Source organism: Chitinolyticbacter albus (genome assembly GCF_024437655.1).
GTDB lineage: Bacteria > Pseudomonadota > Gammaproteobacteria > Burkholderiales > Chitinibacteraceae > Chitinolyticbacter > Chitinolyticbacter albus.
In genome coordinates, this window is the sequence record NZ_JANBVF010000052.1 from 1 (window position 1) to 22,311 (window position 22,311).

At 62.8% G+C, this 22,311-nt stretch carries 26 protein-coding genes and 1 pseudogene; 9 read left to right on the plus strand and 18 right to left on the minus strand.

What is annotated here, in order from left to right; all coding sequences use genetic code 11:
* Positions 1–436 precede the first annotated feature (436 nt).
* Both NLI84_RS18020 and NLI84_RS18025 read left to right on the plus strand, forming a co-directional pair.
* Complete coding sequence (locus NLI84_RS18020; protein ID WP_284699986.1) at positions 437–1,066, plus strand: GGDEF domain-containing protein; 630 nt, start codon at positions 437–439, stop codon at positions 1,064–1,066.
* 195 nt (positions 1,067–1,261) lie between these two features.
* On the plus strand, positions 1,262–1,534 hold the full coding sequence (locus tag NLI84_RS18025) for a GlsB/YeaQ/YmgE family stress response membrane protein (protein WP_255992202.1): 273 nt from the start codon (positions 1,262–1,264) through the stop codon (positions 1,532–1,534).
* Positions 1,535–1,620: 86 nt separating this feature from the next.
* On the opposite strand, the gene NLI84_RS18030 is transcribed toward NLI84_RS18025, so the two are convergent.
* The 7 genes from NLI84_RS18030 to NLI84_RS18060 all read right to left on the minus strand — a co-directional run bounded on the left by NLI84_RS18030 (position 1,621) and on the right by NLI84_RS18060 (position 6,554).
* On the minus strand, positions 1,621–2,379 hold the full coding sequence (locus NLI84_RS18030) for an SOS response-associated peptidase family protein (protein ID WP_255992203.1): 759 nt from the start codon (positions 2,377–2,379) through the stop codon (positions 1,621–1,623).
* 78 nt (positions 2,380–2,457) lie between these two features.
* Complete coding sequence (locus NLI84_RS18035) at positions 2,458–2,892, minus strand: TraR/DksA C4-type zinc finger protein (RefSeq protein ID WP_255992204.1); 435 nt, start codon at positions 2,890–2,892, stop codon at positions 2,458–2,460.
* A 200-nt stretch (positions 2,893–3,092) separates the two neighbouring features.
* A complete protein-coding gene (locus NLI84_RS18040) occupies positions 3,093–3,740 on the minus strand; it encodes a hypothetical protein (RefSeq protein ID WP_255992205.1) in 648 nt (215 codons plus the stop codon).
* A 153-nt stretch (positions 3,741–3,893) separates the two neighbouring features.
* Positions 3,894–4,634: a Crp/Fnr family transcriptional regulator gene (locus NLI84_RS18045; RefSeq protein ID WP_255992206.1), complete on the minus strand. Its 741-nt coding sequence runs from the start codon at positions 4,632–4,634 to the stop codon at positions 3,894–3,896.
* Between the two features lie 239 nt (positions 4,635–4,873).
* Positions 4,874–5,128 carry a GlsB/YeaQ/YmgE family stress response membrane protein gene (locus NLI84_RS18050; protein WP_255992207.1) on the minus strand — a complete coding sequence of 85 codons (255 nt, stop codon included), beginning with the start codon at positions 5,126–5,128 and terminating at the stop codon, positions 4,874–4,876.
* Between the two features lie 501 nt (positions 5,129–5,629).
* The gene (locus NLI84_RS18055; protein WP_255992208.1) at positions 5,630–5,794 is read right to left on the minus strand and encodes a hypothetical protein; all 165 of its coding nucleotides are present in this window, start codon (positions 5,792–5,794) and stop codon (positions 5,630–5,632) included.
* 334 nt (positions 5,795–6,128) lie between these two features.
* A complete protein-coding gene (locus NLI84_RS18060) occupies positions 6,129–6,554 on the minus strand; it encodes a VOC family protein (RefSeq protein ID WP_255992209.1) in 426 nt (141 codons plus the stop codon).
* A gap of 115 nt (positions 6,555–6,669) precedes the next feature.
* Between NLI84_RS18060 and NLI84_RS18065 the strand changes: the two genes are divergently transcribed.
* Together NLI84_RS18065 and NLI84_RS18070 are read left to right on the plus strand one after the other, a co-directional pair.
* The gene (locus tag NLI84_RS18065) at positions 6,670–7,314 is read left to right on the plus strand and encodes a TetR/AcrR family transcriptional regulator (RefSeq protein WP_255992210.1); all 645 of its coding nucleotides are present in this window, start codon (positions 6,670–6,672) and stop codon (positions 7,312–7,314) included.
* Positions 7,315–7,514: 200 nt separating this feature from the next.
* Positions 7,515–8,042 (plus strand): MgtC/SapB family protein, encoded by a 528-nt coding sequence (locus NLI84_RS18070; RefSeq protein ID WP_255992212.1) that lies wholly within the window; start codon positions 7,515–7,517, stop codon positions 8,040–8,042.
* Between the two features lie 59 nt (positions 8,043–8,101).
* On the opposite strand, the gene NLI84_RS18075 is transcribed toward NLI84_RS18070, so the two are convergent.
* The 4 genes from NLI84_RS18075 to rpoN form a co-directional block, all read right to left on the minus strand.
* Entirely contained in the window at positions 8,102–8,323 is a 222-nt protein-coding gene (locus NLI84_RS18075; protein WP_255992213.1) for a hypothetical protein, read from the minus strand.
* A 150-nt stretch (positions 8,324–8,473) separates the two neighbouring features.
* Positions 8,474–9,331, minus strand: a complete 858-nt coding sequence (locus tag NLI84_RS18080) for an SDR family oxidoreductase (RefSeq protein ID WP_255992214.1) — start codon at positions 9,329–9,331, stop codon at positions 8,474–8,476.
* Between the two features lie 101 nt (positions 9,332–9,432).
* Complete coding sequence (locus NLI84_RS18085) at positions 9,433–10,566, minus strand: sigma-54 interaction domain-containing protein (protein WP_255992215.1); 1,134 nt, start codon at positions 10,564–10,566, stop codon at positions 9,433–9,435.
* 842 nt (positions 10,567–11,408) lie between these two features.
* Complete coding sequence (gene rpoN / locus NLI84_RS18090) at positions 11,409–12,800, minus strand: RNA polymerase factor sigma-54 (RefSeq protein WP_255992216.1); 1,392 nt, start codon at positions 12,798–12,800, stop codon at positions 11,409–11,411.
* Positions 12,801–13,161: 361 nt separating this feature from the next.
* Between rpoN and NLI84_RS18095 the strand changes: the two genes are divergently transcribed.
* Together NLI84_RS18095 and NLI84_RS18100 are read left to right on the plus strand one after the other, a co-directional pair.
* Entirely contained in the window at positions 13,162–13,617 is a 456-nt protein-coding gene (locus tag NLI84_RS18095; RefSeq protein WP_255992217.1) for a PA2169 family four-helix-bundle protein, read from the plus strand.
* A gap of 96 nt (positions 13,618–13,713) precedes the next feature.
* The gene (locus tag NLI84_RS18100) at positions 13,714–14,238 is read left to right on the plus strand and encodes a DUF421 domain-containing protein (RefSeq protein WP_255992219.1); all 525 of its coding nucleotides are present in this window, start codon (positions 13,714–13,716) and stop codon (positions 14,236–14,238) included.
* Between the two features lie 21 nt (positions 14,239–14,259).
* Here the strand turns inward: NLI84_RS18100 and katE are convergent, their stop codons facing one another.
* The 6 genes and pseudogenes from katE to NLI84_RS18125 all read right to left on the minus strand — a co-directional run bounded on the left by katE (position 14,260) and on the right by NLI84_RS18125 (position 18,672).
* Positions 14,260–16,359, minus strand: a complete 2,100-nt coding sequence (katE, locus tag NLI84_RS18105) for a catalase HPII (RefSeq protein WP_255992220.1) — start codon at positions 16,357–16,359, stop codon at positions 14,260–14,262.
* Positions 16,356–16,862 (minus strand): hemerythrin domain-containing protein, encoded by a 507-nt coding sequence (locus NLI84_RS18110; protein ID WP_255992221.1) that lies wholly within the window; start codon positions 16,860–16,862, stop codon positions 16,356–16,358. Before NLI84_RS18110 ends, katE begins: the two co-directional genes overlap by 4 nt.
* Positions 16,863–17,171: 309 nt before the next feature.
* Positions 17,172–17,336: a hypothetical protein gene (locus tag NLI84_RS18115; protein ID WP_255992222.1), complete on the minus strand. Its 165-nt coding sequence runs from the start codon at positions 17,334–17,336 to the stop codon at positions 17,172–17,174.
* Positions 17,337–17,476: 140 nt separating this feature from the next.
* Positions 17,477–18,223: a DNA topoisomerase IB gene (locus tag NLI84_RS18120; RefSeq protein ID WP_255992224.1), complete on the minus strand. Its 747-nt coding sequence runs from the start codon at positions 18,221–18,223 to the stop codon at positions 17,477–17,479.
* 10 nt (positions 18,224–18,233) lie between these two features.
* Positions 18,234–18,524, minus strand: a pseudogene (locus tag NLI84_RS19285) (DNA topoisomerase IB-related protein); the annotation flags it as partial.
* Positions 18,436–18,672 (minus strand): metallothionein, encoded by a 237-nt coding sequence (locus NLI84_RS18125; RefSeq protein ID WP_255992225.1) that lies wholly within the window; start codon positions 18,670–18,672, stop codon positions 18,436–18,438. The gene NLI84_RS18125 and the pseudogene NLI84_RS19285, both read right to left, overlap by 89 nt.
* A gap of 240 nt (positions 18,673–18,912) precedes the next feature.
* On the opposite strand from NLI84_RS18125, the gene NLI84_RS18130 reads away from it, so the two are divergent.
* The 3 genes from NLI84_RS18130 to waaF all read left to right on the plus strand — a co-directional run bounded on the left by NLI84_RS18130 (position 18,913) and on the right by waaF (position 21,222).
* A complete protein-coding gene (locus tag NLI84_RS18130; RefSeq protein WP_255992227.1) occupies positions 18,913–19,326 on the plus strand; it encodes a hypothetical protein in 414 nt (137 codons plus the stop codon).
* Between the two features lie 325 nt (positions 19,327–19,651).
* A complete protein-coding gene (locus NLI84_RS18135; RefSeq protein WP_255992228.1) occupies positions 19,652–20,071 on the plus strand; it encodes an HAD hydrolase-like protein in 420 nt (139 codons plus the stop codon).
* Complete coding sequence (gene waaF / locus NLI84_RS18140; RefSeq protein ID WP_255992229.1) at positions 20,068–21,222, plus strand: lipopolysaccharide heptosyltransferase II; 1,155 nt, start codon at positions 20,068–20,070, stop codon at positions 21,220–21,222. Before NLI84_RS18135 ends, waaF begins: the two co-directional genes overlap by 4 nt.
* Before the next feature lie 263 nt (positions 21,223–21,485).
* On the opposite strand, the gene NLI84_RS18145 is transcribed toward waaF, so the two are convergent.
* Positions 21,486–22,052, minus strand: coding sequence for a DUF4142 domain-containing protein (locus NLI84_RS18145; protein ID WP_255992230.1), 567 nt, complete (start codon positions 22,050–22,052; stop codon positions 21,486–21,488).
* Between the last annotated feature and the right edge of the window lie 259 nt (positions 22,053–22,311).

Genomic DNA, 22,311 nt, shown 5'->3' on the forward strand with positions numbered 1-22,311 from the left:
GCGGCGTGATGACCTGGTCGATCAACTGGGATCGTACCGACGGCTACAACTTCTCGAAGCCGACCAAGGCCGCACTGAACGCCTTGCCGTAATCGAGTGCTGTTGCAGTGAGCTGAAACCGGCACGGGTGACCGTGCCGGTTTTTTGTTGCTGGCTCTCTGGCCCCGTTGACCTGGACTGCCCCGCCCGTGCGCGGCGTATATTGGGGGATTTTCGGCTGCAGTGCGTTGTGCAACAAAGCCGTCTGAAGCGAGGAGTGGGCTGATCAATGCACCATCCGTCTCGTGCCCGCATTTCCGCCTGGCGGGAGCGCCACAAGCGGTACAGCCCCATGTGCGCAATCGCACCGAACCCACAGGTGGAAATCGATACTCTTCGATCCAGAGATTGTCGACTGGATGCCTATCCAGCGCATCAGCGATGGATGAGGTACCCCATGGAAACGCTACAGCAAGAAAACAAGCGCCTGCGCCGACGCTTGATCCAGATGGCCGGGCTCTTGCGCACCGCAAGGCACAACGCCAACCATGACGTGCTCACCGGACTCGCCAATCGGCTACTGCTGCTCGACCGGCTGCAGCATGCGCTAGCCCTTGCCCTTCGACTCGAACTCCAGGTCGGCGTGCTCGTGCTCGACTTGGATGGCTTCAAACTGGTGAATGACGAACTGGGCCACGACGCTGGGGACCGGGTGCTCAAGATAGTCGCTGAGCGCCTGAACGGATGTGTGAGAGCCAGTGACACGGTAGCCCGGATCGGGGGGGATGAGTTTGCTGTGGTCCTGCCAGGTATTGGCAACGCAGCGTTGCCAATGATCGTGGACAAGATCAACCGCGCGCTTGCCACGCCTTATTTGCTGGACGAGCGAGAAGTCCACATTAGCGCCTGCATCGGCAAAATGGTGCAGGGTGTGATCCCGCGCCTACCTCAGGAAATCCTGGCTCAAGCTGATCAGGACATGTACCGCGTCAAAATGCAGCGTCGCCGCGGGCACTCGTTGCCGGCCGGCTGGGCCGACATTGCAGCAGTGGGTCTGTACAGCCCTGTTAGCCTGGAATCCCATTGAGTGGCGCATCGCAACACTCGGTGCGCCAACGCACAGACAGTACAATCCAAGTCCCCGATGCTGATCATGTGATCCGCCGGTCTATGGTGGATCGAAGCTGGCAGGCCAGCCCAGGTTGGGCTCTGGTTCGCTCGTGGTAGTCCGTGCGCCATTTGAATAACAGCGGTCAGGCCCAACACGATTGAGGAGTACATCATGTCCTTCCTATCCTGGGTCGCAATCGGCCTGTTCGTGAGCTTCATCGCCAATATGTTGCTGCACAAGAAATTCGTTTTCCTTGGCCGTGAGTATGCCGTCGACGCCGTGATCGGGGTCTCTGCGGCGGTACTGACTGGGTGGCTTTTCAGCACCTACGATATGACCACAACCACCGGAGTGACCTTATTCGGCCTGGTGGTTCCAATCATCGGTGCGGCATTGGCGTTGATCACCTACCACAGCATGGCCAAACATCTTCCCACGTCATGACATTGCAAATACTGAAAGCCGCCTGAGGGCGGCTTTCAGTATTGTGGCAGATTGCAGTATCGATCCATTGGTGTATGAACCCACGTTCAAAAGGACTGGATCATTGCCGGCATTGTTTCCCATTTAGCCTTATCTGCTCCGCCCACTGACCACCACTCGAAATCATCAACAGGACGAGCCAGATCCCGCATCAATTGCTCGGCCTGGATGGGCGTCAGAGCAGGGTCGATCCAATTCAATGCATCAAACCGCTCGAAAATGACCGGGCGATTTTCATGCATTTCGATCCTGCCCTCATCCGTGGTGATCACGGCCATGCCACGTTCTGGACCATTGCTGTGCCCGCCGGATTCGAACAGCGTAATGACAGCAACGAACAGGGGATGCCGATTTCGAGCCGTAATGTAGTGTGCGTGGCGAACGTCATCGATATCCGCCCATTGGAACCAGCCATCGACAGGCATAATGGCACGCTGACGCCGCAACCAAGGGGCGTAGAAGCTGCCAACTCCACCTGTCACTTGCGCCGCAGTGGCAGTCGCAGTGGCAACGGCCGCATCGCCCCCATTTGCCCAGACCGGTCGATAGTTCCACCAGACGCAATCCGCCGACGGTTGCCCACCCGGATTCAAGCGGTGCAACATCAATTGCCTGCTGCCGGGTTCGATACTGTACTGCTCAGGCCCGCATTGTGCGGCAATACCCTGATTGTTCCAGCCAAAACACTGCAGGTAATATGCGTTGCAGCCATTCTTGGCGATGCGGCCACAAGCGGATGACTCCGCCTCATGTAGCGGCGCGTGATTCGGCCAGGATGCTGCTGCGTCTGGCGACACAATGGACATGGCACACCTCTTTCAAATCGTGCGGGCGAGCAAGATGTTGGGCCGGGTCTGTCGGAAACCGCCGCACCTTTACTCCATTTAGCGGCGCAGCAGCTTGTGCCGCAGTTCCAGCCTTTCTTGCGCTTCCAGCGTGAGCGTTGCCGTTGGCCGCGCGGTGAGGCGCGGAATGCCGATGGGTTCACCGGTTTCTTGACACCAGCCGTAGCTGCCGTCACTTAAGCGCGACAGGGCTAGCTCGATGGTCTGCAGAAACTGGTGTTCACGCTCGCGGACGGTCAGCTCGAGGGCATGCTCTTCCTCCAGGGAGGCCCGGTCCGACGGGTCCGACGTCGCTTCGGAGGTAGGGGGATGGTTGGCCGTCTCCTGAGCTACATCCAGCAAAGCATCGCGCTGGGCCAACAACAGATTGCGGAAGAAAGTGAGCTTGGTCGGCGAGAGATAATCGTCAGCGGTTTCAAGCGGCAATATAGGTTCCCGCTTGGTACTGGCGGGCGTAATGAATGTACGAAGCATGACTGGACTCCTTCCAGAAAGGCCGGATGGAAATGGAGGGCTCGTCACGCGGCAATTTGCGCTTGTGCCCTAAGCGTGAGATGGCATGTCAGCTGCCTTATCTGTGCTACCGCAGAGGGCTGTATTGTTGCCACCAATGTAGTGCTGGTTATCGTGAAGGGTAGAAAATCACTCGCCCGCAAGCAGAGCGCCTGGGCGAGCTATTGCTTATGGTAAAAATGCTTGGCTTGCTGCTGGTCGTACAGACCATCCAGGTTTAAAACTGGCTTGCGGGAACGGCTGGGCCTTTGTATCTCGGCGGTGGAAGGGGGCGACTCCAATTCCGTTTCCGTTAACCAAGCCATTTGCGCATCGCCTTGTGACCAGCGGATTTTCCTGGAAAATCTTTCGATACATGGTTGATGTTGAGACTGGTTTACCAGCTCATCGTCCCCCAGTCCGGCTTCCAGGTCCTGCTCCGTTGTTTTGCGGCTGGTAACACGCGAAGGTCTGGCCGGTATCATGTCCAGCTCCGGCCCCAAATCGGGCTGCCGGGACGGCTTGCGCGTTGGGCCAGTGTTGCGTTCTGCTCCGGTGCATGCAGCGTAACCATAGATGCCCATTGTTCGTGCGCTTGCATTGATGCGGGTCGTAAAGCTCTTGTTCATGCCGCCCTCGTGCGTTGGTCGGCACACCGCGAATACGGCCCGCCAGTTAATTACCACTCCTTCACGATGGCCCTGAGGCAGAAACAGTGTCTGTGCGCTGGCGCGCTTAGACACGCCTGATTGGAGTTTGCTTTGCGGACAGCAGGCTCTGAAAATCAGCCAGCTGCGAGGAATAGCAGGCACTACATCGATGGCGGTCATGCCATGCTGCACCGAATTAGCCAATACCGGAGCGAGACCGGCGCAGGGCCATCTCGACACACACAGGCTGGGTGAATGTGCTGAACCCGTCCGCACGCTACAGCACAGCAGATCGCTAAAAGGCCACCGGCGAAAATCGTGCCACGCAGATGATCAGCAGGAGCGGGATGGGACGTACTGCAGCAACCGGTCGGTTTCTTTTTTCACCACGGCATAGCACTCGCAACAGAGGCGTTCGAGCGCGACCCGGTCTAGTACGATGATGTGGCCACGGCTGTATTCGATGACCCCAAGCCGCTGCAATTTGCCTGCTGCCTCGGTGACGCCTTCACGGCGTACACCCAGCATGTTGGCAATCAGCTCCTGCGTCATCGCGAGTTGGTTGCTGGGTAGCCGATCGAGCGACAGCAACAACCATCGGCACAACTGCTGATCGATCGAATGGTGACGATTGCACACGGCGGTCTGCGCCATTTGGGTGATCAGCGCCTGGGTGTAGCGCAGCATCAACTGAAGCATATGGCCGTGTCGGTTGAACTCATCCTTGAATTGAGAACCTGGTATCCGATACGCATGGCCGGCACTTTGCACGATGGCCCGGCTCGGCGTGCTTTCACCACCCATGAAAACGGCGATACCAATGACACCTTCGTTGCCCACGACAGAAATTTCGGCTGACGCGCCGTTTTCCATCACGTAGAGCAGGGAGACGATGCAGTCGGTCGGAAAATAGACATGCCGCAGTGCATCACCGGATTCGTACAACACCTCGCCCAAGGGCATCTCGACCAGCTCAAGCAAGGGGAAAAACCGTTCCCTGTCTTCTTCAGGCAGATCCGCCAACAGGTGGTTTTGCTGTGGCAGTGACACCTCAGGCTCAATAACGTCAGACATGACCATCGCTGTCCAGGAAGACGGTTGCGCATTGCACTATAGCGCCTGCCTGAACATGCTCTGTGCTCTAGCGTACAGCCAGTCGGCTGCCCCGACCGGCGGACGACCCGGCGCATGGCGTCAAGCCGTTGGCGCCTGTTCAGCGTTTTCGCCATGGAGCCGGGCCGAAAAACGGCGAGGTACAGGGCGGGCGCTGCAGGCCGCGGACCGGGGCAGGCGGCTAACGCCGTGCCTGTCCGTTAATGCGGGTCATGCGAATCCGCGTAATGAACCATCAACAAACCGATGGCGCCCACGGCGGCGACCAGCAAGCTGTAGATATTGGGCAGCACCATGGCCGCTACGCCATAGCTGGTAAAGAGCCAGCCGCCGATGATCGCGCCTGCGATGCCGAGCACGATGTCGATGTTCGCTCCGCTGAAGCTTCGATGAGCCAGTTTGTGGGCGATCAGGCCCGCGATGATGCCAAGTGCGATCCATGCCAAGAGCGACATGATGTTCTCCTACGAAATAAAGGTGGCTACGGGCCTCGAAGTTACGGACTTCCTAGTTCGGCCACTTGCCAGGTTGATGCCATAGGCCGCCTGGATCTTGTCGAGCGGCTCGGTGCGCTGGCCGGTGTGGGTGACGATCGTTGGTCAACTGCCCCATCGCGTTTTGGACCTTGCTTGAAACTGTTTCCAGTTCCCTTCCACGAGGGTCCCGTTTATTTTGAGTACCTTCGGCTTGCGCTGGATCCGACAGGCAGGTTGCCCGTGCATCATCCCTGGTTGTCAAACCGCGGTTGGCCTGACCCTGGTGATCGCCAAGGCAACGGGGCTGCATCCAATTCGTTGGGAAACGGTCCCGTTCCGCACTCTGCGATCGATTGAGGCTACATTAGCCGCGGTGAGCCACCCCGTCGGTACGGCAACATACATAGCCACCAGCAGCACTGAATGGTCAGGCGGAGCTCCGACTTGTCGTCCAGCCTGGATCGGCTGGTGCGTTTGCAGTCAGTAGCAGTTGCCGATCGTCAGCAGTGCTTGGTCGAAATCGACGATCCGACCTAAGAGCGCGTAACCGTAGGTGGCGCACATCAGGCACGATTGACCTTGAGCCGTATGGCCTGGCCCTGGTGATCGCCAATGCAGCGGTACCGCGACCAGCAGCGATAACATGGAGCTAACGGGTGAGATCAACACCGGAAGTGGGCTTAGATAATGATCAATTTGCCACTGCAGTGTGGGTCACTTGCACCGGAATTCGCAGCCGAGTGCAATTGCAGTGATCAGACTCCGGTACGGGTGACCGTGCTGGTTTTTCTTGCCTGCCTGGGGTTGACCCAAAGCGAACCCCTGACCTTCACGGAACAAGACAAAGCCCTCGCCAGGGGCGAGGGCTTTGCGCACGCTCAGCCGACCAAGGTTGGTGTGCCCGCATATATTAGCGTTTTTTAATAATCAGGGCACGACTGGATGTGTTGGGGATTTCCCCGTCGCGCTCGCGGGGGCTTCAGGCCTTCATCTCGCCGCCATTCACCAGCCAGCTGATGCCGTGACGATCGATCACCGCGCCGAACTGCTCGGCCCAGAACGTCGGTTCCAGCGCCATGGTGATCCGGCCGCCTTCGGCCAGGGCATTGAAGCGGCGGGTGGCCTCTTCCACGCTGGCGTAGGTGAGCGCCAGCGAAATGCCCTTGATCCCGTCAAATGGCGCGCCGCAGCCTTCTATCCAGTCCGACGCCATCAGGTGGTTGCCGTTGGGCAGTTCCAGATGGGCGTGCATGATCAGGTGGCCGGCATCCTTGGGCAGATGCTCTGCCACGGGTGAATTGGCCACCGTCATCAGCTGCAGCTTGCCGCCCAGCGTGCTTTGGTAGAACTGCATGGCTTCGGCACAGTTGCCGTTGAAGGTGATGTAGGGGTTCAGCAGGTTCATCGCGATCTCCATCGAGTTTGTTGGGAACGTGCACAGCACAAGGCGAGTAAGAAATGTGTACACGGTACACATAAGCTAGCATGAGATAATGTACGCTGTACACATAGGGTCGACGATGAGCACCACTCCGATTTCCCGACCTCGGCGCAGTACCTACCGGCATGGCGACCTGCGTAACGCCTTGCTCGAAGCGGGCATTGCGCTGGCACGTAATGGCGGGCCGGACGCCGTGGTCCTGCGCGAAGCGACCCGACAGGCGGGCGTGGTGCCGAACGCGGCCTACCGCCATTTCGCCAGCCGGGAGGATCTGCTGTTGGCGGTGCGGGCCCATGCGCTGGCGCAAGTGGCGCGCGCGATGGAGGTCGAGCTCGACAAGCTGCACCCCTCGGTCGGCGCATTGCGTTATGCGCGCGATAGCGTACGCGCGGTCGGTACCGGCTATTTGCGCTATGCGCACGCGGAGCCGGGCCTTTTCAAGACCGCGTTTTCCTCGCACGAGCGGGTGGAGGCCGACCCCGATCCGGCCAAGGCCGGCGCAAGCGGCATGAATCCCTTCCAGTTGCTGGCCATGGCGCTCGATCGGCTCGCGGCGGCGGGAGGCTTGCCGCCTGAACGCCGCGAGGGCGCGGAATACCTGGCCTGGTCCGCCGTGCATGGGTTGTCGCTCTTGATCTGCGAGGGGCCCATGCAGGGCCTGCCGGAGCCGGTACGCGATGTCATCGGCCAGCGCCTGCTCGACATGGTCGAAAAAGGCCTCTGAGGCGATCGGCGCGCCGCCACCCGCGTGCAAGCCCCCAAGCCGTGCGCCCGCTGCGCCGATAGGGCCCGGTGAGGCGCGCAGGCGGCTTCGATCATTCGGCGGATGAAGCTGCGAGCTGCGAGCACAAGGTAAAAAGTGGTTCGATCGTTTTCCCCGCCATTCGCTCTCTGAGAGATCAGCAACGCTACGAGGAGGAGGCAATGGACATCATCGGCTCGGCGCAGGTGGTCATGCTGGGGGAGGTCGCGTTGGCCATGCTGCTGGGCGGCCTGGTGGGCTGGGAGCGCGAAGCGGCCCGCAAACCGGCGGGGCTGCGCACGCAGATGCTGGTGGCGGGGGCGGCGGCGCTGTTCGTCGGCTTGGCGGACGTATTGCTGGCGCGTTACTACGGCCACACGCACTCGGAGATGGTGCGCTCGGACCCGATCCGGGTACTGGAGGCGATCGTGACGGGCGTCAGTTTCCTGGGGGCCGGCACGATCTTTCGCATCTCCTCGGCCGCGAACGAAGGCGAGCAGGTCAAAGGCCTGACGACGGCGGCTTCGCTGTTGATGTCCGCCGGTATCGGCGTGGCGGTGGGTCTGACCCAGTTCATGCTCGCCATCGGGATCGTGGTGTTGAACCTCGTGGTGCTGTACGGCTTGCGACGGCTGGAGCGCTATTTCAGCCCGCGTGAACACGGGTGCGGCACCAGACCGGACGCGGACGACGAAGGTCGTCCCCAATGACATCGCCACCTGTGCAAGGTGGCGATGTCTACCGGTGATACGCAAGCGGCCACCCCGTTTTACCGGGTCGTCCTCCCGGTGTTGGTGTTGCCCTGGCTGTCGGGCTCGCTTGCGGTACGGCTGCCTGGCGCAGGGGTGACCTTGCTGTGCTGGCCGCCGCCCTGGGTATTGGCTCGTGTCGTATCCGTGGATTCGTAGCTGTCGCCCGCAGCCGAAGCACCCAGTGTCAGGGTGAGTGCGGCAACACCGAGCACGGAAGCGATCTTGTGAGTGATTTTCATAGGGAGAACTCCTTTGTAGATTGAGGGGCAATGCAGTCGCAGTTCAGGCAAGCGTCGTGCCTGGGGCGCGTTCGGGCTAGCGGGCCCAAGCCCATCCAATGGGTATCCCGTTTTTACGAAGCCGATGCACAAAGTGCAGAGCCTCCCCAATCAGCCGTTTACGACTTCGCCGCCGTTCGGGTGCAGCACTTGTCCGGCCATGAAGGAGGAATCGTCGCTGGCGAGAAACACATAGGCGGGCGCGATCTCGTCGGGCTGGCCGGGGCGTTTCATCAGCGCATGGCTGCCGAAGCGGGCCACTTCCTCGGCGCTGAAGGTCGAGGGGATCAATGGCGTCCAGACGGGGCCGGGCGCCACGGCGTTCACCCGCACACCCTCATCGATCAGCGCCTTGGCGAGCGATCGGGTGAACGACACCACGGCGCCCTTGGTCGCCGAGTAGTCGAGCAGTTTCTCGTGGCCACGGTAGGCGGTGACCGAGGTGGTATTGATGATGCGCCCGCCCTGTTTCAGATGGGGCAGGGCGGCGCGCACCAGGTGGAACATGGCAAAGACATTGGTCTGGAAGGTGCGCAGCAGCTGCGCGCTGGAAATATCGGCGATGCTGGCCTCGGGATGCTGCTCGCCGGCGTTGTTCACCAGGATGTCGAGGCGCTTGAGCTCGGACACGGTCAACGCCACGCTCTCGCCGCAGAAGGCCTCGTCGGCGATATCGCCCTTGATGAGGATGCAACGCTGCCCGCATTGGGTGACGAGATCGCGGGTCTCAGCCGCGTCGCCATCCTCGTCCAGGTAGACGATGGCGATGTCCGCGCCTTCCTTGGCAAAGGCGATGGCCACTGCCCGACCGATGCCGCTATCCCCGCCCGTGATCAGCGCCACCTGTCCTTGCAGCTTGCCGCTGCCCCGGTAGCCTTGCATCCGTGATTGGGGGCGCGGCTCCATCTGCGCTTCAATGCCGGGCTGGGTGCCCTGGTGCTGTGCGGGCAGCGTGGCGGTCGTGGTCATGGCAGGCTCCAGGCTCCGTTGCTGGGGATCGCGATACCGACCGTCATCCTCATGCAGGGGAAGCCGGAAGGCCCGATGTGCCCAGCAACGGCCATGCCCAGTCAGGCGCAGTACGCGGCGTTGATGCCGTTATCCTCGTCGTTGATCGAGGGGCCGAACTGGTTGATGAACTGCCTCGCGCTGTCGGGGGAGTAGCTGTTGAGACGGTTGTAGATGGTCTTGAGGCTCACCCCCAGCGCTTCGGCTGCGCGTCGTTTGTTGCCCTGAAAACGCGCCAGCGTGGCGAAGATCAGCTGTTGCTCAACTTCCTCCAGCGGCGTACCGATCTCGAACTGCATGCAGTTACCACTGGCCACCGGATCGCAGCGCTTGAGCGGTGCCAGCGTGTCGATCCCGACCAGTTCATCCGACAGGATGTAGGCCCGCTGCACGCAGTTCTTCAACTCGCGCACATTGCCCGGCCAGGCATGCGATTGCAGCTGTTCCGCGACCTGTGGCGCAAACTGCTTGTCGCTGCCGTACTGGGTATTGAGCTCGTCGAGGAAGTGCTGCGCCAGCAGCATCACGTCGTCGGCGCGCTCGCGCAGCGGGGGCAGCACGATGGGAAACACAGCCAGCCGATACAGCAGATCCTCGCGCAGTTGCCCATCGCGCACCGCAGTCAGCGGCGCGCGGTTGGTGGCGGCCAGGATGCGCACATTGCATGCAATCTCGCGATCACCGCCCACGCGGGTCAGGCTGCCCGTTTCCAGCACCCGCAACAAGCGCACCTGCAATTCAAGTGGCATTTCGGTGATTTCATCCAGAAACAGCGTACCGCCCTGGGCGCGTTCAAAGAAGCCCTGATGGGTACGGTTCGCGCCGGTGAAGGCCCCTTTCTCGTAGCCGAACAGCTCGGCTTCGACCAGCGTGGCCGGCAGCGCGCCGCAATTGACGGCCACGAACGGCGAGGCGGCGCGCGCGCTCAGCTCATGAACCGTCTGGGCGATCAGCTCCTTGCCGCAGCCGGTCTCGCCGATGATCATCACCGACATGTCGCTGGGCGCAACGCGCTCCACCAGGCGGAACACGTCCTGCATGGGCGTTGAGGCGCCGTACATGCGGCCGAAATGGTGACCACCGCGTGTCGGCCGAACGGGCACGTCACCCTCGTCGGCACGCGACTCGCTTCGGCTGAACGAATACAGCGCAGGGATCGACGGGTGTCCCGATTCGTGGCGTATGGCTTCGAACATGGCGATTTTCCAGGTTTCGGTGAGATGGGTTCCATCCTAGAGCGATGAGGCCTGGGGTCAATGGATGAAAGTCGAAAGCAGAGGCGGGATATTTCCTACATGGACAGCACTTGCTGATATAGATGTGCAATTTACTTTCTGGTTTTGAAATATTTTCAGCCCGAGATAGGCGAAATGCCGAACGAGAGCGCGAGAAAAATGGCGCCGTTCATGGTGCTGGGCAGCTTCAATTCCCGGGTCTAGGCCACCCTGCTTTTGCTGCTTTGCAGCAATGGCGCCATTCATAGGCCGGCCCGCGTTTGACATCACCGCCATACGCCTACGCGGCCAGCGCTTACTGGCTGCAAGTCCCTGCTTGCTGTTTTGCCGGGGGGAGGCTGCGCAAGCCCGTAGGAATTACATGGCAGCGCAACGACTACTTTGATCGTTGTTGGTGCACTGGCTGCCAGACGGTCGCTTTGCAGTCTGTTTACGGGCGCTTTTCGCATTGAATCAGATGCTTGGCGATGGCAAAAGCTGCAATACGGCTGCCAGTTTCATGGCTCCCCAGGCCATAAGCGCGGGAGCGATGCAGGAGTGCACCACGTTGGCGCCAGAGATTAGGCGCCGACGCAGGTATGGCACTTGCTGCCAGTGGCGCGAGCAGCAAATACGGCAGCTCGATGACGAGATTACGACCGCTGGAGCCAGGGGCGTTACGGCAAGTTCTTGAGCGAGTTCGAAGAGTGGCGCAACAAGCAGCGCGCTAGCCAAGCCGGCCCATCCGGTCAATCCGGCCCGCTCGAAACGGGTGCGCCGGCATACACGCCACCTCGGTGGCGTGTTTTCTGGGCGGAACCCGGCTAGCCGTGTATCCGGCGCTGCTCGACCGCCGGAATCCGCATCAGCTGGCGATATTTGGTCACCGTGCGGCGCGCAACCTTGAGCCCCTGCTGTTGCAACAGCCGGGTGATTTCGGCATCCGAATGCGGCGCGTACGCCGCTTCAGCCTGGATCATTTTGCGGATCGCTTCGCGGATGGCGGTCGTTGAGCACTGGCTGCCCTGGCGGGTACTGAGCCCGCGCGAGAACAGGTATTTCAGCTCGAACACGCCAAACGGCGTTGCCATGTATTTGTTGTTGGTCGCCCGCGATACCGTCGATTCATGCAGCGCCAGCTCTTCGGCGATGTCCTTGAGCCCCAGCGGTTGCATGGCAAGGATGCCCAGCTCGAAAAAGTGCTGCTGCCGGTCGACCAGCGCCTGGGCGACCCGCAGGATGGTGGAAAAACGCTGTTCCAGATTGCGCACCGTCCAGCGTGCTTCCTGCAGGTGGCTGGCCAGATCGGCGTGGTGCGCCTCGCGGTGGCGCTGGAACCATTCGGCGTACTGCTGGTTCACCTTGAGGCGCGGCACCACGGCCGGATTCAAGGTGGCGACCCAGCGCTGGCGGCTGCGATGCACCAGAATGTCGGGTGTCAGGTAGGTGGCGGTGTGCTCGCCGAAGGCCCAGCCAGGGCGCGGGTCGAGCTGGCGGATCAGCTGCGCCGCCGCTTCGGTCTGTGCCACTGGATACCCCAAGCCCTGGGAAAGGCCGGTGATGTCGCGCACGGCCAGCCGGCTCAATTCCCGTGTGACGATAAGGTGGGCCAGATCGCGTTCCCGGCTGGGAGGGAGCGCCACCAGTTGCAGCGCTATGCATTCGGCGACATCGCGACAGGCGACGCCGGCAGGGTCGAACGACTGCACCAGCGTCAGCGCGTACTGCATCTCGCAAGGCTCGATTGGCGGATCGAGCTCGAGCAGCGTGCCCAGCTCGTCAAGCTCGATCCGCAGGTAGCCGTCGTCGTCGAGCGCCTCGATCACCAGCGCGGCGAGCAGCCGATCCCGCTCGGTCAGGTTGAGCACGTTGAGCTGCTGATGCAGGTGTTGCTGCAGCGTCTCGTTGGCAGCAGTCAGCGCCAGCTGATCCAGCGCACCGTCGCTCGCTGGCGTGGATTTGCCATTGCCCCAGGGCTCCGCATCCACAAAGGCGTCGGGCTCGCTGCTGTCCACTTCGTCAGCGGCCGGATCGGGCTCGGCAGGCGAATCTGGCGGGCTGTCCTCGATATCCAGGAAGGGGTTCACGGCCAGGAGATCACGCAGCTCCAGCGAAAAATCCTGGGTGGAGAGCTGCAGCAGCCGCACCGCCTGCTGCAGCCGGGGGGTGAGGGTCTGATGCTGCTGGTGTTCAAGCAGTATTCCCGGGCGGTTCATGAGGCGGCTCCGGTGGCGACCAAGGGCAAGTGCGACAGCGCGGTGAGCACGGGCAAGTTGTAGACCTGGCATGACGATCGGGTGCATTTCCATGCAAGGGTTGTGCCAGGCTCCGCAGCGCCAACGCGCGCCAACGCGCGCCAACGCGCGCCAACGCGCGCCAACGCGCGCCAACGCGCGCCAACCGCCGCTCCCGTGCCTTGCAATTTCTACACGCCGGTGCAATTCGTTCCCGTCGCGAATGGCGACGTCTCGCCGATTCGCCGCAGCCGGGCAGCTTCCGCCGCCGGTATGCATTTTGCTCAGGTGGTGCTGTGACGGCCGCAATGATCACACCTGCAAATCTGCCAAGGAGCCCACCATGGACAACAGCGATGTCGTCAATGTCCTCAATGATCTGATCGAAACCTGCAAGGACGGAGAGTACGGATTCAACACCTGCATCGAGCAGGCCAAGGCCACCGAACTGAAAAACCTGTTTCGCCTGCGCGCGACCGAATGCCGGGCCTCGGCCGAGGAGCTCGCCCGGCTTGTACTCGAGTATGGCGGTCATGCCCAAGTAGGCGGCAGCGTGGCCGGCGCCGTGCACCGCGGCTGGGTGACGCTGCGTGCGGCTGTCACCAGCCACGATGATCTGACGGCGCTCGAAGAGTGCGAGCGGGGCGAGGATGCCGCCAAGGCCCGCTACGCGGAAGCGCTGGAAAAGCAATTGCCCGGTGAGGTGCACGATGTAATCACTCGGCAGTATCAGGGGGTGCTGAGCAACCACGCCGAAATCAAGGCGTTGCGCGAGCGTTTCCGCCGTATCGCGGTCTGACCCTGGCAGCCAGACGTGCCCGGCTGGGTGCGTCTGGCCTCAACGGCGCCTGAAGGGCGCTTTTTCCATGCCCGCTGCCGCGGGCGAGGGGCGCGCATGGACTGGAATGCACTGTTCGGACTCAGCCTTGACCCGTGGGAGCTCGTGATCCGTGGATCCGCGCTTTATTGGTTTCTGTTCCTGATCTTCCGCGTGCTGATGCCACGCAACATCGGCTCGGTGACAGTGGCGGACGTGCTGCTGCTGGTACTGGTGGCCGACGCCTCGCAGAACGCAATGACCGGCGACTACCGCACGGTGAGCGACGGTTTCATCCTGATCGGTACCCTGCTCGGATGGAACTCGTTGCTTGATATGCTCACCTACTATTCGGCGACGATGCGCCGGCTGCTCGAACCGCCGCCCTTGCTGTTGATCCGTCGCGGCGAGGTGCTGCACCGCAACCTGCGCCGCGAGTTCATCGCCTTTGAAGAACTGAAGGCGCAATTGCGCGAACACGGCATCGACGATGTACATGCGGTGAAGGCCGCGTACATGGAAAGCAACGGCGAGTTCAGCGTGGTGCGCATGGACGGTGGCGACGTGGAAACCCCGTCCAGGTCGGCCAAGGACCGCATCTAGCCGGCCCCTGGCCCGGCCCGGTCACGCCGGAATCTGGTGTCGGTCGTCGCGCTGCCAGAAACGGTGGCGCGCGATCGCCGCGACAAAGCGTTCGGCCACTGTTTCCAGCGTGGCACCGTCGCATTGGCAGACCACGCCATTGAGACTGCCGCCGCAGTCGTCGGGCACGATGCTGATCCCGTCGAGCAGATCGACCGCCTCGCCGGTGGCCGCGATCGGCTTGCCGTGCTTGTATGCCTCCAGCAGGTAGTACACGGCTTCCCCGCTGTCGCTGAGTGCCTCGATATGGTCGCTACCGCCGGGTAAGAACACCGCATCGAACGCCACCGAGGGCATGGTGGCAAAGGTGTGGTCGATACGCAGTCGGGTGCCGCCGGCCGTGTTGACCTCGCCCAGCCGTGCGGCGATCACCCGGCAGTGCGCGCCGCCGGCCTCGAGCGCGCGGCGCAGCGTATCGACAGCCTCGTCGTCGACGCCGTCGGCCGCCAGCACCGCCACCTTGCGGGTGCGGATCGAACCATCGCCACTGCCTATCATCGAGAGCTCGGGTGAGGGCTGCAGCAGTGTGGCGGCTTGAGCCGGCGCTTGGCCGCCTGCCACGAGGCCCAGGCCCTCGGCCACGCGCTGCGCCAGCGTGGCATCCACCGTTTCCAGCGCCTGCACCATGCGCTCGCGGATCGCCGGCACGGTGAGCTTGCTGAGCTCGAAGGTGAACGCTTCGACGATATGGTCCTGTTCGACGCCGGTCTGGCTGATCCAGAACAGTCGGGCCTGCTCAAAATGCTCGGAAAAGCTCGCGCTGCGGATGCGCAGCTTGGGCGAGCCCAGCGTTTCGGGCACCGAGTGAAAGCCGCCCTGTTCCGGGGGGACCTCGTGCGGCGCTCCGCCCGCCAGCGAATTGGGCTCGTAGGCGACGCGGCCGGTGGCGACGGTGTGGCGCTTGAAGCCGTCACGCTGGTTGTTGTGGAACGGACAGATGCCGCGGTTGATCGGGATCTCGTGAAAGTTGGGCCCACCGAGGCGCAGCAGCTGGGTATCGAGGTAGGAGAACAGCCGGCCCTGCAGCAGCGGATCGGCGCTGAAATCGATGCCCGGCACGATATTGCCCGGATGGAACGCCACCTGTTCGGTCTCGGCGAAGAAGTTGTCCGGATTGCGGTTGAGCGTGAGCTTGCCCACGCGCCTTACCGGCACCACGTTTTCCGGGATCAGCTTGGTCGGATCCAGGAGATCGAAACCCAGCCGGTCCGCTTCGGCTTCCTCGACGATCTGCAGGCCCAGCTCCCATTCCGGATAATCACCGGCTTCGATCGCTTCCCACAGGTCGCGGCGGTGGAAATCCGCATCGCGCCCGGCCAGTTTCTGCGCTTCGTCCCAGGCGAGCGCGTGGATGCCCAGCAAGGGCTTCCAGTGGAACTTCACGAAACGCGAGCCGCCGGCGGCGTCGACCAGGCGGAAGGTATGCACGCCGAAGCCTTCCATCATGCGGTGACTGCGCGGGATGGCGCGATCGGACATCACCCACATGATCATGTGCGTGCTCTCGGGCATCAGCGAGATGAAATCCCAGAAGGTATCGTGCGCGCTGGCCGCCTGCGGCATCTCGCTGTCGGGCTCGGGTTTGACCGCGTGCACCAGATCGGGGAACTTGATTGCGTCCTGGATGAAGAACACCGGGATATTGTTGCCCACGAGATCGAACACGCCTTCGTCGGTGTAGAACTTCACCGCAAAGCCGCGCACGTCGCGCACCGTATCGGCCGAGCCGCGAGAGCCTGCCACGGTGGAAAAGCGCACGAACACCGGCGTCTTGCGGCAGGGGTCCTGCAAGAAGCCGGCACAGGTGATCGGCGCCAGCGATTCGTACACCTGGAACACACCATGCGCCGCTTCGCCGCGCGCGTGCACCACGCGCTCTGGGATACGCTCGTGATCGAAATGGGTGATCTTCTCGCGCAGGATGAAGTCTTCGAGCAGCGTGGGCCCACGCGGTCCCGCGCGCAGGCTGTTCTGGTTGTCGCTGATCTTGACGCCTTGATCAGTGGTCAGCGTATCGCCCTGCGGCGCATGGTGCTGTGCCAGATCCTTCAGCTTGGCGTTTTCGGCGGGGTCTTGTGTCATGTGGCGCTCCGTGCGGGGGTGGGAATCGATGGGGGATAAATCACGCGCCGCGGCCCACGCCGCAATGCGAGGCAATACTCGATGACGAGTTCGGCCTGGCGTCGCCGCAACGCGTCGAACAGTGCCTGCCAGTGCAGGTCGACATGGGCCAGCACCTTGAACAGCGTGTTTTCCTCCTCGCGCATCTGTAGCCGCATGTAGCCCGATAGCACCCGGAATCTGGCGTTGAAGAGCGGATCGTGTGCCGGCATGCGCTTGAGCTCGCCCACCAGCTGCTTGATGCCGCGATAGCGCAATTGCGCGGCATCGACGAGGGGCGCCGCCCGCCAGCGGGTACACACGATGGGAAAGAACAGTTCTTCTTCCAGCCGGATATGCGCTTCCAACGCGGCACAAGTACGGGCGACCAGATCGACATCGTAGGGCGCTGCGTCGCCCATGCGGCCGATGTCGCGAAAGGCCTGCTTGAGGTGACGATGCTCGCCGCGCAATAGGTCGAACACCTGTTCACGGGGCTTGCGCTGTGTGGCAGTTGAACAAACGGGGGGGGAAGAGGCAGTGGCCTGTTGCATGGCGCGGCTCCGGGAACGGTGGCTGTGCGCTTCTTTAGCAAGCGCCATACCGGGGCGGCCAGGCAGGTGGATGTGAGCTGCAAACGCCGGTGGTGGCGCCCTCACGTTGATCTGTCGCGTTGTACTGCTGAGGAACTTCACGCGCAAGAATCTGGCTGAGCGCATAGGCGCGCTCAAGGATGGAAAAAGTGGGCCGGTCGTCGGCCCACTTCGTGAAGGTGCAAGGCCGCTCAGCAAGGCTTAGGACTTACGGTCCTGCTTCTGCTGGCTGCTGCCTTGGCGACTGCTTTGGCTGGTGCCGCTGCCGGACGTCCGCTTGGTGCTGGTGGCATCCTGCTGCTTGCTGCCGCTACCGCTTTGCTTTTCCTTGTCCTGCTGGTTACTGGCTTGACGTGGGTTGGCCATGATGAACTCCTGTCTGCGTGGGAAGTGTCGACTGGGTGTTCCAGCCGCAATGCAGTCAGGGGCAAGCAGCGTGCCAGGCTGCTTCGGGGCCGGCGCGGCCACGCTGCAAGCCTTCCGAGTGGGGTTGTGCCCGCTGCACGTTATGGCGTCGAGAGTAAGTGCAGCAGCTGCATTTCATCGGCGCTGAGCCAGCGGCGGGCGCGCTGGTGGGGCAGGGCATCGAGTTCACCGGCGAGGAAGGCATCCTCGATGGGCGGGTGGATATAGCTCTTGCGGCATACAGCGGGCGTATTGCCCAGCTGCTGCGCCACGGCGCGGACTACGCCCGTGTAGGCGCGTTTACGCGCACTGATGCCCTCGGGCAGCCCGCGTGCCTGGTGGCACAGGGCCAGCGCCAGTACGCTGCCGGCCCAGGTTCGGCAGTCCTTGGCTGTGAAATCGCCGGCGTGGCGACGCAGGTAATCGTTGACGTCCTGCGAGTTGACGGCGCGCGGCTCGCCTGCCTCATCCAGGTACTGGAACAGCGCCTGCCCCGGCAAGGCCTGGCAGCGCCGGACGATGCGTGCCAGCTGCGGGTGTTTGAGTCGCACCTTGCGGTGCACGCCGCTCTTGCCGACGAAATCGAAATACAGCTCGCCGTGGCTGATATCCACATTGCGATTGCGCAGCGTGGTCAACCCATAACTGTGGTTTTCGCGGGTGTAGCGCGCGTTGCCGACGCGGATCAAGGTCGTATCGAGCAGGGCGATCATGGTGGCGAGCACCTTGTCCGCGCCAAGGCCGGGCTGGGCGAGATCGGCATCGACCTGGCGGCGCCTGGTACTTGTGCTCGCTGCGCGCGGCGACCCAATCCGGGTGGTAGCGATACTGCTTGCGCCCGCGCGCATCGCGCCCGGTCGCCTGCAAGTGGCCTTCTGCGGCCGCGCAGATCCAGACGTCGGTATAAGCCGGCGGAATTGCCAGGCTGGCGATGCGCGCCAGTGTTTCGGCGTCGCGCACGGGACGACCGTTGCCGTCCTGATAGGCAAAACCCTTGCCCCGACGCACACGTTGCAGGCCTGGCGCATCGCTGCATACGTAGCGCAAGGCGGCGCCTGGCTTAGCCTTCAGCCTGGGCGTTGATCGCGGCTTCAAAGCCTTCGGCGCAACGTTCGCAGCAGAACAGGCCGAAACGCGAGCTGACGCCATGGCCGAGTATGCGGCTGCCGCAATGTCCGCAGGGGCGCGCCACGGTGAAGATCGCGCACTCGAAACTATCGAAGATATGGGTCTTGCCGCCAATGGTGAGGGCAAAGGTCCATTCGCTTTCGCTGCCGCAATGCTCGCACTTTTCCACTGCCGTCCTCCCGCGCCTTGCCCGGTTCGGGCCGCTCGCCGCTCTTGCAATTGTCATGCCATCGGCGAGCGCCCACCTGGCGCGATTTGCCGGTTGGGCGGGCACGCGGGAGATGTAGTTTTTTCAATCGGGGGCAGATCTTGCACGGGCCCAGCTCATGCGGCGAAGCCGCACTCGGGCACGGAGCTTGCAAAGACCACGGTGTCGGCCGCGCTGTGACGGCCTTGTACGGAGAAGACCATGCAGACCCCATGCACTCTCGGTGAACTGGTGGCGCAGCGCCAGCTCGATGATGGCTGGCAGATGCAGGATGGCGCCCCCTTGCAACCGGAAGCCATCCCCACCGAGGGGCACCCCATGTGCGGCGTGCCCATTCCGATACAGCCGGGGCAATCGGGGCCACCGGTCGAGGAGCCCAGCGAGGCACCGGCGCATAAGCCCTACCTGCCGCCGACTGGCGAGCCCAATCTGCCGCAACGCGATCCCGAGCCGGATGTGCGCCCCGAGCCACTCGATCCCAATCACCAGCCCGAGCCGCGTCACGATCCGCCGATTCCATCGGAGCCGCCGCAGCCCGAGGAGCCGCATGATCCGCAACCGATCGATCCGCCTCGGGATGTGCCCTATTTCAAAGAGGCGCCTTACTTTTTCTGATTCGATGGGGCTTCGGGGGGCCCAGCGGGGGGCGCGGCCTGCAGGCCCGGCGTAATGGTCCGGACCTGCCGGCGAGCCTTGCCCAGCCACTGCCGATACCGCTCCAGCCCGATGCCATGGCCAGCGGTGCCAGTCCGAACGAGCGCTCTATATAGGCGTTCAGCTGACAGGCGCTGGAGTGGGGTTGTATTTATTTGTTCATGAAAAACAATAATTTACTTATCATTTTGTATCGCAACGTACGAAGCGGAACGGCGATTGCCAGATGCAGAGGACGACGGGTGTGCTGCAACGCTCCCGAGTTCATTGCAAAGAGGAAAGCCCCATGCCGCATCGCATTGCCTTGATCAGTGATCACGCCTCGCCGCTGGCGGTCGGCGGCAATTCGGATATCCCCGATCCGCAACTCACGCCAGAGATCGAGCGGTTAACGCGAATCGCCGAGGAGGAGGGCGCCGGGCTGTGCTGTTGCCGCAAGCCCGCGCCGGGCATGGTGTTGCAGGCGGCCGAGCTGCACGACATCGATCTGGCACGCTCCTGGCTCGTGGGCGACATCCTCGATGACGTCGAGGCGGGCCATGGCGCCGGCTGCCGCAGCATCCTGCTCGACGTTGGCCACGAAACCGAATGGGTGATGACGCCGCTGCGCAAGCCTGATTTCCTGGCGCGCGATCTGCCCGATGCCGCCAGCCATATCGCGATGCAGCAGCTGTTATCCCCCTTGCCGCTTGAGCGTGCCCGATGAGCGCCGCATGGCAGGTCGCGCAGCGCGTGCTCTGCGTGCGGCTCGACAACTTGGGCGATGTGCTGATGAGCACGCCGGCCATCCGCGCGTTGAAGGCGGCGGTGCCCGGCCGGCAGATCACCCTCTTGGCGTCGTCCTCTGGCGCTGCGCTGGCGCGCCTCGTGCCCGAGATCGACGACGTGATCGTGTTCGAGGCGCCATGGATGAAGGGTGGCAAGGAGATCACCCCCGAAGAGAATGAGCGGGTCCGTGCCGAGATTGCGGCGCGGCAGTTCGATGCGGCGGTGATCTTTACCGTCTACAGCCAGAACCCGTTGCCGGCCGCGTATTTCTGCTACCTCGCCGGTATCCCGCTGCGGCTGGCGCACTGCCGCGAGAATCCCTACCACCTGCTCAGCGACTGGGCGAAGGAGATCGAACCGGAAGGCGGACTGCGGCACGAGGTACAGCGCCAGCTCGATCTGGTCGATCACGTGGGTTGCCGGCCGGTGGCGCGCCGCATGTCGCTGCAAGTGCCGCCCGAGGCGCGCCGCCGGCTGGAACGGCTGCTGGATGCCCAGGGGTTCGACGCTACGCGCCCTTGCGTCGTGGTGCATACGGGCGCCTCTGCGCCATCGCGGCGTTATCCGGGCGAATACTTCGCGGTGGCGATCCGGCAGCTGGTTGAGGCCGGCTGCCAGGTCGTGCTGACCGGATCAGTGGGCGAGCTGGCGCAGGTGGAGCAGATCCGCCGGCGCGCCGGGGTGCCGACGCTGTCGCTGGCGGGCCGGGCGGATCTGGCCGAGCTTGCCGCGGCGATCGAGCAGGCCGACGTGGTGCTCAGCAATAACAGCGGTCCGGCCCATATGGCGGCGGCGCTGGGTACCCCGCTGGTCGATCTTTACGCGCTGACCAACCCGCAGCACACGCCGTGGCTGATCCGCCACGTGCTGCTCTATCACGATGTGCCGTGCAAGTACTGCTACAAGAGCGAGTGCCCGCAAGGTCATCACGACTGCCTGCGGCGGGTGACGCCAAACCAGGTGGCTGATGCGGTGCTGTCCTTGCTGCCTCAGCCGGCGCTACCCGCAAGCTGGTCCCGCTCGACGACGCAAGGCCGGGCCGCTGAAGCCGTCATCACCTTGCAGAGGCGGTCATCCTGCGCCGATTGAAGATTTTGACCTGGCACGGGCATGGCAGACGCGCGCCTGTTGCAGGTGCTGGCGGTGCAACGGGCCACGCAGCCGATGCTGGAGCTGCTGCATAACCCGGCGGCGCATCACGTATTCAATGTCCGAGGCGCCGAAGCTACCGGTATCGGCAGTGCAGTATCAATACTGCATTCCATGCGTGGCGACTTCGCCCGGGCTTGGGCGCCGCGCAGCCGTGATCGATACGCCTCCGCCAGTGCCCACATTGATCGTGCGTCCTTATCTTATTCGGGATGTCGGGCGTGCGTACCCTGCATCAGCGTCTGGATATGCTTCAGATGGCCCTCGATGACCGGCAAGGTATCGGCGGCATACTGGCGTAGATCGGCATCGCCTCCCGCTCGCACCTGCTGGCGATGGAGCGCGATCGATTTTTCGTGCCCCTCGCGCTGTTGCTTTAGATAGGCGTCATCAAATGCCTTGCCAGATTTTTGCTGCAGCTTGGCGAGCTGCTGGCGGCTTTGCGGCGTGGGTTCGCGCGGCAAGCTGAGGTTTTTCAATGCCGCAATGGTATTGAGCCGTTCGTTCGCCTTGGTGTGATCGTCGATCAGCATATTGGCGAGTTGTTTGACGCCTTCCGAATCGGATTGCTTCAGCGCCAGCCGGCCGGCCTCCACTTCGGCGAGACCCGAGGCCCCCGCTTGTGCGATGAACTCCTGATCCACATCACGCACGCCGGAAGGTTCGATCCGCGCGGCTGGTGTCGAGGTAATGGCCGTGGTGGGCGCCGCCTGGGTTGGCAACTGGATGGCCGCAGCGAGGGCGAGCAATAGCAATACGGTAGCGCGCATGATCTACTCCACAGGGCGTGGGAATGAGAAGTGGGCCGGGTCGTCGGCCCACTCCGTGAGGGCACAAGGCTGCTCAGCAAGGCTTAGGACTTACGGTCCTGCTTCTGCTGGCTGCTGCCTTGGCGACTGCTTTGGCTGGTGCCGCTGCCGCTTCCGGACGTCCGCTTGGTGCTGGCATCCTGCTGTTTGCTGCCGCTGCCGCTGCCGCTGCCGCTTTGCTTGTCCTTGTCCTGCTGGCTACTGGCTCGACGTGGGTTGG

What these genes read in the sequence shown, in the direction of transcription:
- NLI84_RS18030 (WP_255992203.1), bottom strand. Translation starts at nt 2,379, where the DNA reads ATGTCCATTGTGTCGCCAGACGCAGCAGCATCCTGGCCGAATCACGCG.
- NLI84_RS18065 (WP_255992210.1), top strand. Translation starts at nt 6,670, where the DNA reads ATGAGCACCACTCCGATTTCCCGACCTCGGCGCAGTACCTACCGGCAT.
- NLI84_RS18050 (WP_255992207.1), bottom strand. Translation starts at nt 5,128, where the DNA reads ATGTCGCTCTTGGCATGGATCGCACTTGGCATCATCGCGGGCCTGATC.
- NLI84_RS18120 (WP_255992224.1), bottom strand. Translation starts at nt 18,223, where the DNA reads ATGCGCGCGGGCGCAAGCAGTATCGCTACCACCCGGATTGGGTCGCCG.
- NLI84_RS18060 (WP_255992209.1), bottom strand. Translation starts at nt 6,554, where the DNA reads ATGAACCTGCTGAACCCCTACATCACCTTCAACGGCAACTGTGCCGAA.
- NLI84_RS18070 (WP_255992212.1), top strand. Translation starts at nt 7,515, where the DNA reads ATGGACATCATCGGCTCGGCGCAGGTGGTCATGCTGGGGGAGGTCGCG.
- NLI84_RS18040 (WP_255992205.1), bottom strand. Translation starts at nt 3,740, where the DNA reads ATGACCGCCATCGATGTAGTGCCTGCTATTCCTCGCAGCTGGCTGATT.
- NLI84_RS18025 (WP_255992202.1), top strand. Translation starts at nt 1,262, where the DNA reads ATGTCCTTCCTATCCTGGGTCGCAATCGGCCTGTTCGTGAGCTTCATC.
- NLI84_RS18115 (WP_255992222.1), bottom strand. Translation starts at nt 17,336, where the DNA reads ATGGCCAACCCACGTCAAGCCAGTAACCAGCAGGACAAGGAAAAGCAA.
- NLI84_RS18100 (WP_255992219.1), top strand. Translation starts at nt 13,714, where the DNA reads ATGGACTGGAATGCACTGTTCGGACTCAGCCTTGACCCGTGGGAGCTC.
- NLI84_RS18135 (WP_255992228.1), top strand. Translation starts at nt 19,652, where the DNA reads ATGCCGCATCGCATTGCCTTGATCAGTGATCACGCCTCGCCGCTGGCG.
- NLI84_RS18145 (WP_255992230.1), bottom strand. Translation starts at nt 22,052, where the DNA reads ATGCGCGCTACCGTATTGCTATTGCTCGCCCTCGCTGCGGCCATCCAG.
- NLI84_RS18045 (WP_255992206.1), bottom strand. Translation starts at nt 4,634, where the DNA reads ATGTCTGACGTTATTGAGCCTGAGGTGTCACTGCCACAGCAAAACCAC.
- rpoN (WP_255992216.1), bottom strand. Translation starts at nt 12,800, where the DNA reads ATGAACCGCCCGGGAATACTGCTTGAACACCAGCAGCATCAGACCCTC.
- NLI84_RS18130 (WP_255992227.1), top strand. Translation starts at nt 18,913, where the DNA reads ATGCAGACCCCATGCACTCTCGGTGAACTGGTGGCGCAGCGCCAGCTC.
- NLI84_RS18080 (WP_255992214.1), bottom strand. Translation starts at nt 9,331, where the DNA reads ATGACCACGACCGCCACGCTGCCCGCACAGCACCAGGGCACCCAGCCC.
- NLI84_RS18085 (WP_255992215.1), bottom strand. Translation starts at nt 10,566, where the DNA reads ATGTTCGAAGCCATACGCCACGAATCGGGACACCCGTCGATCCCTGCG.
- NLI84_RS18020 (WP_284699986.1), top strand. Translation starts at nt 437, where the DNA reads ATGGAAACGCTACAGCAAGAAAACAAGCGCCTGCGCCGACGCTTGATC.
- NLI84_RS18055 (WP_255992208.1), bottom strand. Translation starts at nt 5,794, where the DNA reads ATGTTATCGCTGCTGGTCGCGGTACCGCTGCATTGGCGATCACCAGGG.
- NLI84_RS18035 (WP_255992204.1), bottom strand. Translation starts at nt 2,892, where the DNA reads ATGCTTCGTACATTCATTACGCCCGCCAGTACCAAGCGGGAACCTATA.
- katE (WP_255992220.1), bottom strand. Translation starts at nt 16,359, where the DNA reads ATGACACAAGACCCCGCCGAAAACGCCAAGCTGAAGGATCTGGCACAG.
- NLI84_RS18095 (WP_255992217.1), top strand. Translation starts at nt 13,162, where the DNA reads ATGGACAACAGCGATGTCGTCAATGTCCTCAATGATCTGATCGAAACC.
- NLI84_RS18075 (WP_255992213.1), bottom strand. Translation starts at nt 8,323, where the DNA reads ATGAAAATCACTCACAAGATCGCTTCCGTGCTCGGTGTTGCCGCACTC.
- waaF (WP_255992229.1), top strand. Translation starts at nt 20,068, where the DNA reads ATGAGCGCCGCATGGCAGGTCGCGCAGCGCGTGCTCTGCGTGCGGCTC.